The sequence below is a fragment of the Escherichia sp. 93.1518 genome, assembly GCF_013368915.2.
GTDB lineage: Bacteria > Pseudomonadota > Gammaproteobacteria > Enterobacterales > Enterobacteriaceae > Escherichia > Escherichia ruysiae.
Window position 1 is genome coordinate 172,612 of sequence record NZ_JABWMT020000007.1, and the last position, 11,848, is coordinate 184,459.

The 11,848-nt window shown below is 50.8% G+C and carries 11 protein-coding genes and 1 rRNA gene; 7 read left to right on the forward strand and 5 right to left on the reverse strand.

All coding sequences use genetic code 11. The annotated features are described in order from the left end of the window. Window positions 1–20: 20 nt before the first annotated feature. Entirely contained in the window at window positions 21–902 is an 882-nt protein-coding gene (locus HEN21_RS07535) for a LysR family transcriptional regulator (protein WP_176252254.1), read from the reverse strand. Window positions 903–1,004: 102 nt separating this feature from the next. On the opposite strand from HEN21_RS07535, the gene eamB reads away from it, so the two are divergent. Further along, window positions 1,005–1,592: a cysteine/O-acetylserine transporter gene (gene eamB, locus HEN21_RS07540; RefSeq protein WP_176252253.1), complete on the forward strand. Its 588-nt coding sequence runs from the start codon at window positions 1,005–1,007 to the stop codon at window positions 1,590–1,592. Window positions 1,593–1,652: 60 nt separating this feature from the next. On the opposite strand, the gene grcA is transcribed toward eamB, so the two are convergent. Then, window positions 1,653–2,036: an autonomous glycyl radical cofactor GrcA gene (gene grcA / locus HEN21_RS07545; protein ID WP_000627804.1), complete on the reverse strand. Its 384-nt coding sequence runs from the start codon at window positions 2,034–2,036 to the stop codon at window positions 1,653–1,655. Window positions 2,037–2,339: 303 nt separating this feature from the next. Between grcA and ung the strand changes: the two genes are divergently transcribed. Beyond that, window positions 2,340–3,029, forward strand: a complete 690-nt coding sequence (ung, locus tag HEN21_RS07550; protein ID WP_000184514.1) for a uracil-DNA glycosylase — start codon at window positions 2,340–2,342, stop codon at window positions 3,027–3,029. Window positions 3,030–3,076: 47 nt separating this feature from the next. On the opposite strand, the gene HEN21_RS07555 is transcribed toward ung, so the two are convergent. Then, a complete protein-coding gene (locus HEN21_RS07555) occupies window positions 3,077–4,114 on the reverse strand; it encodes a tRNA/rRNA methyltransferase (RefSeq protein ID WP_176252252.1) in 1,038 nt (345 codons plus the stop codon). Window positions 4,115–4,320: 206 nt separating this feature from the next. Between HEN21_RS07555 and trxC the strand changes: the two genes are divergently transcribed. The 5 genes from trxC to HEN21_RS07580 all read left to right on the forward strand — a co-directional run bounded on the left by trxC (window position 4,321) and on the right by HEN21_RS07580 (window position 10,040). Then, the gene (gene trxC / locus HEN21_RS07560) at window positions 4,321–4,740 is read left to right on the forward strand and encodes a thioredoxin TrxC (protein ID WP_001098726.1); all 420 of its coding nucleotides are present in this window, start codon (window positions 4,321–4,323) and stop codon (window positions 4,738–4,740) included. A gap of 70 nt (window positions 4,741–4,810) precedes the next feature. Further along, complete coding sequence (tapT, locus tag HEN21_RS07565) at window positions 4,811–5,509, forward strand: tRNA-uridine aminocarboxypropyltransferase (protein ID WP_000138187.1); 699 nt, start codon at window positions 4,811–4,813, stop codon at window positions 5,507–5,509. 31 nt (window positions 5,510–5,540) lie between these two features. Further along, window positions 5,541–8,201, forward strand: coding sequence for a peptidyl-lysine N-acetyltransferase PatZ (gene patZ, locus HEN21_RS07570; RefSeq protein ID WP_176252251.1), 2,661 nt, complete (start codon window positions 5,541–5,543; stop codon window positions 8,199–8,201). Between the two features lie 113 nt (window positions 8,202–8,314). Further along, entirely contained in the window at window positions 8,315–9,670 is a 1,356-nt protein-coding gene (pssA, locus tag HEN21_RS07575; protein WP_000949267.1) for a CDP-diacylglycerol--serine O-phosphatidyltransferase, read from the forward strand. Between the two features lie 46 nt (window positions 9,671–9,716). After that, window positions 9,717–10,040, forward strand: coding sequence for a YfiM family lipoprotein (locus tag HEN21_RS07580; RefSeq protein WP_176252250.1), 324 nt, complete (start codon window positions 9,717–9,719; stop codon window positions 10,038–10,040). On the opposite strand, the gene kgtP is transcribed toward HEN21_RS07580, so the two are convergent. Both kgtP and rrf read right to left on the reverse strand, forming a co-directional pair. Further along, window positions 10,037–11,335 carry an alpha-ketoglutarate permease gene (gene kgtP, locus HEN21_RS07585; RefSeq protein ID WP_000841089.1) on the reverse strand — a complete coding sequence of 433 codons (1,299 nt, stop codon included), beginning with the start codon at window positions 11,333–11,335 and terminating at the stop codon, window positions 10,037–10,039. The two genes, HEN21_RS07580 and kgtP, sit on opposite strands and share 4 nt — an antisense overlap. A gap of 351 nt (window positions 11,336–11,686) precedes the next feature. Continuing rightward, window positions 11,687–11,802: ribosomal RNA gene (gene rrf / locus HEN21_RS07590) — 5S ribosomal RNA — on the reverse strand. Between the last annotated feature and the right edge of the window lie 46 nt (window positions 11,803–11,848).

An 11,848-nucleotide genomic window follows, 5' to 3' on the forward strand; every position in this document is an offset into this window, starting at 1 on the left:
GGTTTAAGCCCGGTATTTTTTTATCCCGGCAAAAAACACTCTTCAACACACTGAATAAAAATGTGCATCGCCGGGCTAACCGCTTTTCCGGCATGGTGAGCGCACATTGCCGTAATGGTCTGCGACGGTTCGCCGAAGGGTAATTCAATTAATTCTCCGCACTCCAGCTCTTTTGCTACCGCAAATCGCGGTAAGTAGCTGACTCCGATGTTTGCCGCGACACATCGCTTGATACTTTCAATGCTTATAAGCTCAATGGTGTGTTCCACCGTAATCCGCCGCTGACGCAGCGTGCTTTCAAATATCTGGCGGAAGACGCATTGCGGTTCGTTAATAATAAAGCTACAGGCGTTATGTCTTCCCGGCTCAGTAAAATCGACATCTGCAATTTGCGGTGAAGCCACCAGCACCAGTGATTGTTCACCCAACTCTCGTCGGTTCAGAGCATCATCATTCCCTACGCGATAAAAAACCCCAACATCTGCCTCATCATTCAGTAGCGCATCACGGATCACGTAACAGTTCAGCGACTGCAACGATAAACGCACTTTTGGTGCGCGTTGCCGAAAACGCTGCAACACCTGCGGCATTCGGTAAGAGAGTAACGTTTCGCCCGAAACAACGCGTAGTTCCCCGTCCGGATCCGACTCTTTTTTGGCAGCCTCACGAAGGGTATCCATCACTCTGGTAAGTTCATAGATGTACGGCAGCAGCTTTTTACCTTCGCGAGTGAGGCACATCCGTCGGCCAATTTTCTCAAATAACTGGACCGAGAACTCCTGCTCAAGCTGCTGAATATGAAAAGTCACCGTCGATTGTGTACAGCACAATTTTTGCGAAGCTCGCAAAAAGGAACCCTCTTCCACCACGGTTTTTAGCGTAATAAAGCGGCGCAGATCCATAACCCCAAACCTATCGAAAATATCGAATTTAGAATGTAAAAACATTCATTTTTTTAAATGTTTCATGTCGGGTACTGTCTACCAAAACAGAGGAGATAACAAGTGACACCGACCCTATTAAGTGCTTTCTGGACCTACACCCTGATTACTGCCCTCACGCCTGGACCGAACAATATTCTTGCGCTGAGTTCAGCCACGTCGCATGGGTTTCGTCAGATTACCCGCGTACTGGCGGGGATGAGTCTGGGATTTTTGATTGTCATGCTGCTATGTGCGGGAATTTCATTTTCATTGGCTGTTATCGACCCGGCAGCAGTGCATCTGTTGAGTTGGGCGGGGGCAGCATATATTGTCTGGCTGGCGTGGAAAATCGCTACCAGTCCAACAAAAGAAGACGGACTTCAGGCAAAACCGATCAGCTTTTGGGCGAGCTTTGCGCTACAGTTTGTGAACGTCAAAATTATTTTGTACGGCATTACGGCACTGTCGACGTTTGTTCTGCCGCAAACACAGGCGTTAAGCTGGGTAGTTGGCGTCAGCGTTTTGCTGGCGATGATTGGGACGTTTGGCAATGTCTGTTGGGCGCTGGCGGGGCATCTGTTTCAGCGATTGTTTCGCCACTATGGTCGCCAGTTGAATATCGTTCTGGCGCTGTTGCTGGTCTATTGTGCGGTACGTATTTTCTATTGAAAGACAAAAGAAAAGCGGAAGAGATTACCCTCTTCCGCTTAATAACTTGCTACTTAAGCCTTACAGGCTTTCAGTAAAGGTACGAGCGATAACGTCGCGCTGCTGTTCCGGAGTCAGAGAGTTGAAGCGAACTGCATAACCGGATACACGGATAGTCAGCTGCGGATATTTTTCCGGATGCTTAACTGCATCTTCCAGAGTTTCACGACGCAGAACGTTTACGTTCAGGTGCTGACCACCTTCAACGCGAACTTCTGGTTTAACTTCTACTGGAACTTCACGGTATTCAATGTCACCCAGTTTGCTTACTGCAACCACTTCGTCTTCTGCAAAACCTGCTTTCGCAACGATGCAACGCGCTTCGCCTTTTTCGCTGTCCAGCAGCCAGAAAGAGTTCAGCAGATCGTCATTAGCGGCTTTAGTAATCTGGATACCTGTAATCATGTGATGCCTCCCCGGCAAATTATTTGATTTGATTAGCCTGTCGCGGCCAATTGGTAAAACCATTGTTGCTTGAGTGTATATATACTCCTCAAACACCCTTGATTCTTTGATTTAAATCAACAAAAACCACACATCAAATGTGGTCGGAAATGGATTTTATTGTTTTACATCAACTTATGCGAGCGTGAGATTTTACCAATTTACACTTTTTTGCACTCGTTCATGGCTAAAAAATGAGCTTGATTTTGTTCTGTAGAAAGAAGCAGTTAAGCTAGGCGGATTGAAGATCCGCAGGAGAGCGAGATGACTAACCAATTAACCTGGCATGACGTGCTGGCTGAAGAAAAGCAGCAACCCTATTTTCTTAACACCCTCCAGACCGTTGCCAGCGAGCGGCAGTCCGGGATAACCATCTACCCACCACAAAAAGATGTTTTTAACGCCTTTCGCTTTACTGAACTGGGCGATGTCAAAGTGGTGATCCTCGGCCAGGACCCTTACCACGGCCCCGGACAAGCGCACGGTCTGGCATTTTCCGTTCGCCCAGGTATTGCTATACCGCCTTCTCTACTGAATATGTATAAAGAACTGGAAAATACCCTTCCAGGCTTTACTCGCCCGACACATGGCTATCTTGAAAGCTGGGCACGTCAGGGGGTTCTCCTGCTCAACACCGTATTGACGGTACGCGCAGGCCAGGCACATTCCCACGCCAGCCTCGGCTGGGAAACGTTTACTGATAAAGTCATCAGCCTGATTAATCAGCATCGTGAAGGCGTGGTGTTTTTGTTATGGGGATCACATGCGCAAAAGAAAGGGGCGATTATAGATAAGCAACGCCATCACGTGCTGAAAGCGCCGCATCCGTCGCCGCTTTCGGCGCATCGTGGATTCTTTGGCTGCAACCATTTTGTGCTGGCAAATCAGTGGCTGGAACAACGTGGCGAAAAACCGATTGACTGGATGCCAGTGTTACCGGCAGAGAGTGAGTAAATTTGCGGGAAAATGCCGGATGACATCGTTGCCATCCGGCTGATTTATCAGGCTTTGTTCTGACGCCACCATTCGCCAAGCAGCACGCCAGTTGCGACAGAGATATTCAGCCCGGCAACGTTGCCAGTACCATCAATCTTCACGCGCAAATCGTTCGGATCGCGTGCGGCATCCGGTAGCCCTTCATATTCCTGGCCCAGCACCAGCACCATTTTCTCTGGCAGACTGGTTTTGAACAGCGGTTTACCCTGCTCGCTGGAAGTGGTCACTACGGTGTAACCCGCCTGACGGAAATCATCCAGCACATTAACAATGTTGTCGCCGGTAATCGGCTGAACGTGCTCTGCGCCGCCTTCTGCGGTACGGATTGCCGCACCCGATTCCAGCAACACCGCATCCTGCACCACAACGCCTTTCACGCCAAAGTGCGCGCAGCTACGCATCATGCCACCCAGGTTATGCGGGTTAGATTCGTTTTCCAGCGCCAGTACACAATCCTGCGCGCCGGCCTGGCTTACCCACTGCTGTACGGTTGTGCCGTTACGCTTTTTAATCAGGAAGCAAACGCCGCCGTGATGTTCCGTGCCTGACGCTTTTGTCAGTTCCGCTTCATCCACTACATGGTACGCTTTGCGGTTTGCTGCCATCCAGCGCAAGGCTTCTTTAAAACGCGGCGTTACGCTCTGGATAAACCAGGCGCGAACAATCGCTTCCGGACGGCTCTGGAACAGTGCCTGACATGCATTTTCGCCGTAAACGCGGGTTTCTTCCGCACGCTGACGACGCAACACTTCTGGATCAATAAAACTTTTACCACTGATGCCACCGTGATCGGCCTTTTCCGGCGTCTCATCACCCGGCGCGCGGGAAACCGTGCGCCACGGCGAATCTTCCCACTTGCGGTCACGGGGCTGACTCTGTTTGTCATCGCGGGCGGGGCGACGGCCACCGTCGGCACGAGATTTTCCTGGACGCCCGCCCCCTTTCCCGGTTCGCGGGTTATGGGTACGTTTATCAGAATCATCATCACTGCGGACATACATCACTTTGACCTTGCCGCTTTTACCTTTCATTTCATCGTTCATGCTTTTCTCCACCAGCGCTGCGCGAAGCGCGCAGATTACCCGAAGTGCGCGCGGTTCGCCATGATTTCGTACCAAAGCCTGCGACTATCATACCTATTGAATAAAACAGATTGTTGTCTGGAACATTGCCTTTGATAATATGTAACATATTAGAAACATACCGGCGTCATTGCCGATAAGTCTCCTTACTCATCCCGAGGTTAGTTATGAATACCGTTTGTACCCATTGTCAGGCCATCAATCGCATTCCCGACGATCGGATCGAAGATGCGGCAAAATGCGGACGCTGCGGTCACGACCTGTTTGACGGAGAGGTGATTAATGCGACCGGTGAAACACTCGACAAATTGCTGAAAGACGATCTGCCTGTAGTGATCGACTTCTGGGCACCGTGGTGCGGCCCCTGCCGTAACTTCGCGCCGATTTTTGAAGATGTTGCGCAAGAGCGTAGCGGTAAAGTGCGTTTTGTAAAAGTGAATACCGAAGCTGAACGTGAATTAAGCAGCCGCTTTGGTATTCGTAGCATTCCGACGATTATGATTTTCAAAAATGGTCAGGTTGTTGACATGCTCAACGGCGCAGTGCCGAAAGCACCGTTCGATAGCTGGTTGAACGAATCTCTTTAATCTTACCGGGGCGCATCTTGTGCCCCGTTTTCTCCTCTGCGACAATGGCGGTTTTTCGACGCCCTCTCTCATGACCGAAAACGCTGTTCTCCAGTTACGCGCCGAACGTATTGCACGCGCAACGCGTCCTTTTCTTGCCCGTGGTAATCGCGTTCGTCGTTGCCAACGCTGCCTTTTGCCAGAGAAACTTTGCCTCTGTTCGACAATCACCCCAACTGAAGCAAAAAGCCGTTTTTGTTTGCTGATGTTCGATACCGAGCCAATGAAGCCCAGCAATACCGGACGTTTAATTGCTGATATCTTGCCGGATACAGTCGCGTTTCAATGGTCGCGCACTGAACCATCGCAAGATTTGCTGGAGCTGGTACAAAACCCGGATTACCAACCAATGGTGGTTTTTCCTGCCTCGTATGCCGGCGAGCAACGGGAAGTCATCTTCTCGCCGCCTTCCGGTAAGCCGCCGCTGTTTATCATGCTCGATGGCACCTGGCCGGAAGCTCGGAAAATGTTTCGTAAAAGTCCGTATCTGGATAATCTTCCCGTCATTTCCGTCGATCTTTCCCGGCTTTCTGCCTATCGCCTGCGTGAAGCCCAGGCTGAAGGCCAATATTGCACCGCCGAAGTAGCCATCGCACTTTTAGATATGGCGGGCGATACCGAAGCAGCAACGGGCTTAGGCGAGCATTTCACTCGTTTTAAAACGCGCTATCTGGCAGGAAAAACGCAACATCTGGGTAGCATCACAGCAGAACAGTTAGAAAGCGTTTAAAATCATTCGGTCACTTCTGCGGGAGACCGGTATGAGTCAGCGAGGACTGGAAGCACTACTGCGACCAAAATCGATAGCGGTAATTGGCGCATCGATGAAACCCAATCGCGCAGGTTACCTGATGATGCGTAACCTGCTGGCGGGTGGCTTTAACGGGCCGGTACTCCCGGTGACGCCAGCCTGGAAAGCGGTGTTGGGTGTGCTGGCCTGGCCGGATATTGCCAGCTTGCCCTTTACACCCGACCTTGCGGTTTTGTGTACCAATGCCAGCCGCAATCTTGCTCTTCTGGAAGAGCTCGGCGAGAAAGGCTGTAAAACCTGCATTATTCTTTCTGCACCAGCATCGCAACACGAAGATCTCCGCGCCTGCGCCCTGCGCCATAACATGCGCCTGCTAGGACCAAACAGTCTGGGTTTACTGGCTCCCTGGCAAGGTCTGAATGCCAGCTTTTCGCCCGTGCCGATTAAACGCGGCAAGCTGGCGTTTATTTCGCAGTCGGCTGCCGTCTCCAACACCATCCTCGACTGGGCGCAACAGCGTGAGATGGGCTTTTCGTATTTTATTGCTCTCGGCGACAGCCTGGATATCGACGTTGACGAATTGCTCGATTATCTGGCGCGCGACAGTAAAACCAGTGCCATCCTGCTCTACCTCGAACAGTTAAGCGACGCGCGGAGCTTTGTTTCGGCTGCCCGTAGCGCCTCTCGCAATAAACCGATTCTGGTGATTAAAAGCGGACGTAGCCCAGCGGCTCAACGTCTGTTGAACACCACGGCAGGAATGGACCCGGCGTGGGATGCGGCTATTCAGCGCGCAGGTTTATTACGAGTGCAGGACACTCACGAACTGTTTTCGGCGGTGGAAACCCTTAGCCATATGCGCCCGCTGCGTGGCGACCGGCTGATGATAATCAGCAACGGTGCCGCGCCTGCCGCGCTGGCGCTGGATGCCTTATGGTCGCGCAATGGCAAACTGGCAACGCTTAGTGAAGAGATCTGCCAGAAACTGCGCGATACGCTGCCAGAACATGTCGCTATCTCTAACCCGCTCGATCTGCGCGATGACGCCAGCAGTGAACATTATGTTAAAACGCTGGATATTCTGCTCCACAGCCAGGATTTTGATGCACTGATGGTTATTCATTCGCCCAGCGCCGCAGCGCCCGCAACAGAAAGTGCGCAAGCATTAATTGAAGCGGTAAAACATCATCCCCGCAGCAAGTATGTATCTCTACTGACGAACTGGTGTGGCGAGCACTCCTCGCAAGAGGCACGACGTTTATTCAGCGAAGCTGGACTGCCAACCTATCGAACGCCGGAAGGAACCATCACCGCTTTTATGCATATGGTGGAGTACCGGCGAAACCAGAAGCAACTACGCGAAACGCCGGCGCTGCCCAGCAATCTGACCTCTAATACCGCAGAAGCGCATATTCTGCTACAGCAAGCCATTGCCGAAGGAGCGACATCACTCGATACCCATGAAGTTCAGCCCATCCTGCAAGCGTACGGCATGAACACGCTCCCCACCTGGATTGCTACTGACAGCACCGAAGCTGTACATATTGCCGAACAGATTGGTTATCCGGTGGCGCTAAAATTGCGTTCGCCGGATATTCCGCATAAATCAGAAGTTCAGGGCGTGATGCTCTATTTGCGTACGGCTAATGAAGTCCAGCAAGCCGCGAACGCTATTTTCGATCGCGTAAAAATGGCCTGGCCGCAGGCGCGGATCCACGGACTGCTGGTGCAAAGTATGGCTAACCGTGCAGGCGCTCAGGAGTTGCGCGTAGTCGTCGAGCACGATCCGGTTTTCGGGCCTTTGATCATGCTGGGTGAAGGCGGTGTGGAATGGCGTCCTGAAGATCAAGCCGTCGTGGCGTTGCCACCGCTGAACATGAACCTGGCTCGCTATCTGGTTATTCAGGGGATCAAAAGTAAAAAGATTCGTGCGCGCAGTGCGCTACGCCCATTGGATGTTGCAGGCTTGAGTCAGCTTCTGGTGCAGGTTTCCAACCTGATTGTCGATTGCCCTGAAATTCAGCGGCTGGATATTCATCCTTTGCTGGCTTCCGGCAATGAATTTACCGCGCTGGATGTCACGCTGGATATCGCGCCGTTTGAAGGCGATAACGAGAGTCGCCTTGCTGTGCGTCCGTATCCGCATCAGCTGGAAGAGTGGGTAGAATTGAAAAACGGTGAACGCTGCTTGTTCCGCCCGATTTTGCCGGAAGATGAGCCACAGCTTCAGCAATTCATTTCGCGAGTCACCAAAGAAGATCTTTATTACCGCTACTTTAGCGAGATCAACGAATTTACCCATGAAGATTTAGCCAACATGACGCAGATCGACTACGATCGAGAAATGGCTTTTGTGGCGGTACGACGTATTGATCAAACAGAAGAGATCCTCGGTGTCACACGAGCGATCTCTGACCCTGATAACATCGATGCCGAATTTGCCGTACTGGTTCGATCGGACCTCAAAGGATTAGGCTTAGGCCGCCGCTTAATGGAAAAGTTGATTACCTATACGCGAGATCACGGACTGCAACGTCTGAATGGTATTACGATGCCAAACAATCGTGGCATGGTGGCGCTGGCCCGCAAGCTCGGGTTTAACGTTGATATCCAGCTCGAAGAGGGGATCGTTGGGCTTACGCTAAATCTTGCCCAGCGCGAGGAATCATGAGTAAGGTACTGGAAATGTTGACCACTTAATCGGGACTGGTGTTATTATTGCCCGCTTATGTCGTCTGCATTGCACAGAGGACCCTTCAATGAACAGAGAAGAAATGCACTGTGATGTTGTCAAAATTTAAGCGTAATAAACATCAACAACACCTTGCCCAACTACCCAAGATTTCTCAATCAGTTGATGATGTCGATTTCTTTTACGCTCCCGCCGACTTCCGGGAGACGCTGCTGGAAAAAATAGCCAGCGCGAAGCAGCGCATTTGCATCGTTGCCCTGTATCTCGAACAGGATGACGGTGGCAAAGGCATTCTGAACGCGTTGTATGAGGCTAAACGGCAGCGTCCGGAACTGGATGTGCGGGTGCTGGTCGACTGGCATCGTGCACAACGTGGACGCATTGGCGCTGCGGCATCTAACACTAATGCTGACTGGTACTGCCGCATGGCGCAGGAAAATCCGGGCGTAGATGTTCCGGTTTATGGCGTTCCAATCAATACCCGTGAAGCCCTTGGCGTTCTGCACTTTAAAGGCTTTATCATCGACGATAGCGTACTTTATAGCGGTGCCAGCCTGAACGATGTTTATCTGCATCAGCACGATAAATACCGCTACGACCGTTATCATCTGATCCGTAACCGTAAGATGTCAGACATTATGTTTGAATGGGTTACACAGAATATTATGAATGGTCGCGGAGTTAACCGTCTGGATGATGTTAATCGCCCAAAAAGTCCGGAAATCAAGAACGACATTCGCCTGTTCCGCCAGGAGCTACGTGATGCCGCTTATCATTTCCAGGGCGATGCCGATAACGATCAGCTTTCCGTAACGCCGTTGGTTGGTCTGGGGAAATCGAGTCTGTTGAACAAGACCATTTTCCATCTTATGCCTTGTGCCGAGCAGAAACTAACCATCTGCACGCCATACTTCAACCTGCCAGCAATCCTTGTGCGCAATATCATCCAGTTGCTGCGCGAAGGGAAGAAGGTCGAAATCATTGTCGGTGATAAAACCGCGAATGACTTCTACATTCCAGAAGATGAACCTTTCAAGATAATTGGCGCACTGCCTTATCTTTATGAGATCAATCTGCGTCGCTTCCTGAGCCGTTTGCAGTATTACGTCAATACTGACCAGTTAGTGGTTCGGTTATGGAAAGATGACGACAACACCTATCATCTGAAAGGAATGTGGGTTGATGATAAGTGGATGCTGGTAACCGGTAATAACCTCAACCCACGCGCCTGGCGTCTGGATCTGGAAAATGCCATTTTGATCCACGATCCGCAACTGGAACTTGCGCCACAGCGTGAGAAAGAACTGGAGCTGATCCGCGAGCATACCACCATCGTTAAGCACTACCGCGATCTGCAAAGTATTGCCGATTATCCGGTGAAGGTTCGCAAACTTATCCGCCGTTTGCGCCGTATCCGCATCGACCGATTAATTAGTCGCATCCTGTAATCACAACCCCGTCCTGTACGGGGTTTGTTTTTTGGAGGCCCACGTTTTGCGTATTCTTTTTATCTGTTCGCTATTGTTACTTTCTGGATGCAGCCATATGGCTAACGATAGCTGGAGCGGGCAGGATAAAGCTCAACACTTTATCGCCTCGGCGATGCTTTCCGCAGCCGGAAATGAATATGCACAGCATCAGGGGATGAGTCACGATGGCAGTGCGACTTTCGGGCTGATGTTCTCTGTTGGGCTGGGCGCGTCAAAAGAACTTTGGGATAGCCGCCCCGAGGGGAGCGGCTGGAGCTGGAAAGATTTTGCCTGGGATGTCGCCGGTGCAACTACCGGCTATACCATCTGGCAACTGGCGCATCACTAAAGACGCATTCCCTTCCCTTTGCGATGCAGCATCAAAGAAACCAGAAACGCCACCACGGCCATCAATGTTACATACCAGAAGAAGGCTGTTTCCATTCCTATTGATTTCAGCGACAGCGCCACATACTCCGCTGAGCCGCCAAATATAGCATTGGCGACCGCATATGACAGACCAACGCCTAATGCGCGAACCTGTGCCGGGAACATCTCAGCCTTCAGTATTCCACTGATTGAAGTATAAAAACTCACTATCAGCAGGGCGCACATCACCAGACCAAAAGCGGCATAAGGCGAGGAAACGTTCTGCAATGCTGAGAGAATGGGAACGGTAAAAATGGCTGCCAGAGAACCGAAACATAGCATTGAAGTTCGACGGCCAATCTTATCCGACAGCGCACCAATGAGCGGCTGGATGAGCATGAATACAAACAGTGCGGCTGTCATAATGCCGCTTGCTACGTTGGCGTGCATTCCCGCAGTATTCACCAGATACTTCTGCATGTAAGTGGTGAAGGTATAGAAACAAAGGGAGCCCGCAGCAGTAAAACCGAGAACCATGATGAATGCACGGCGATTGCGCCATAATCCTTTCAGAGATCCAGCTTCTTTTAAAGCGCGTGTTTCTTGTTGTGAAGTTTCATCCAATTGACGGCGTAACCACAAAGCCACAACGGCTAACACCGCTCCTAACGCAAAGGGAATGCGCCATCCCCACTCTCTGAGTGCAGCGTCTTCCATGGTGTGTTGTAAAACCACGACAACCAGTAGTGCCAACAGTTGTCCGCCGATCAACGTGACATACTGAAATGAGGCATAAAAACCTTTACGACCTTCTACTGCGACTTCACTCATATAGGTGGCGCTAGTGCCATATTCTCCACCTACAGATAATCCCTGGAATAAACGCGCGAGAAGTAACAACGCCGGAGCCCAGGTGCCAATAGTTTCATAGCCTGGCAAACATGCGATAACCAGAGAGCCGAAACACATCATACATACTGATAACAGCATCGATTTCTTGCGGCCATGCTTATCGGCAATTCGACCAAATAACCAGCCGCCTATTGGGCGCATCAAGAATCCTGCTGCAAAAACACCGGCTGTTTGCAGTAGTTGAGTGGTCGTGTTACCAGAAGGGAAGAAGATATGGGCGAAGTAGAGGGAACAAAACGAGTAGACGTAGAAATCAAACCATTCGACCAGGTTGCCTGAAGAGGCCCCTACAATTGCCCAGATGCGGCGACGAGTATCACTACTTGTCAGTTTGCCGTCTGCTGTCACAGTGCTTTCTGCCATGCCACTATTTCTCCTGCCATAATCCGATGCTTTGTCGGTTGCTGTTGTTTATTTTTTAGTAATTCAAGTGTTATACATTTGTTACATGTGATTATGCAACCTTAACAGTGAATTTAGTTAGCAGGGAAATGGTTATTGAGGAGCTTAAGGATAAATTTCTGGTAAGGAGAACGTATGGAAGTGGGTAAATTGATGTAACTGTATCCGTTGCTGAATCTGGCGTACACGGCTCTTCCCTACGCCACGTGATCTTTCGTAGGAAGGATAAGACGCGCCAGCGTCGCATCCGGCATTCTTTCTGCAGCAACGCAAAAAGGCCATCCTTCCGGATGGCCTTTCGCTTTATCTGATGCCTGGCAGTTCCCTACTCTCGCATGGGGAGACCCCACACTACCATCGGCGCTACGGCGTTTCACTTCTGAGTTCGGCATGGGGTCAGGTGGGACCACCGCGCTACGGCCGCCAGGCAAATTCTGTTTTATCAACACGTCTTATCCTGACATGTCGATTTAA

What these genes read in the sequence shown, in the direction of transcription:
- HEN21_RS07535 (WP_176252254.1), bottom strand. Translation starts at nt 902, where the DNA reads ATGGATCTGCGCCGCTTTATTACGCTAAAAACCGTGGTGGAAGAGGGT.
- grcA (WP_000627804.1), bottom strand. Translation starts at nt 2,036, where the DNA reads ATGATTACAGGTATCCAGATTACTAAAGCCGCTAATGACGATCTGCTG.
- ung (WP_000184514.1), top strand. Translation starts at nt 2,340, where the DNA reads ATGACTAACCAATTAACCTGGCATGACGTGCTGGCTGAAGAAAAGCAG.
- HEN21_RS07555 (WP_176252252.1), bottom strand. Translation starts at nt 4,114, where the DNA reads ATGAACGATGAAATGAAAGGTAAAAGCGGCAAGGTCAAAGTGATGTAT.
- trxC (WP_001098726.1), top strand. Translation starts at nt 4,321, where the DNA reads ATGAATACCGTTTGTACCCATTGTCAGGCCATCAATCGCATTCCCGAC.
- tapT (WP_000138187.1), top strand. Translation starts at nt 4,811, where the DNA reads ATGACCGAAAACGCTGTTCTCCAGTTACGCGCCGAACGTATTGCACGC.
- patZ (WP_176252251.1), top strand. Translation starts at nt 5,541, where the DNA reads ATGAGTCAGCGAGGACTGGAAGCACTACTGCGACCAAAATCGATAGCG.
- pssA (WP_000949267.1), top strand. Translation starts at nt 8,315, where the DNA reads ATGTTGTCAAAATTTAAGCGTAATAAACATCAACAACACCTTGCCCAA.
- kgtP (WP_000841089.1), bottom strand. Translation starts at nt 11,335, where the DNA reads ATGGCAGAAAGCACTGTGACAGCAGACGGCAAACTGACAAGTAGTGAT.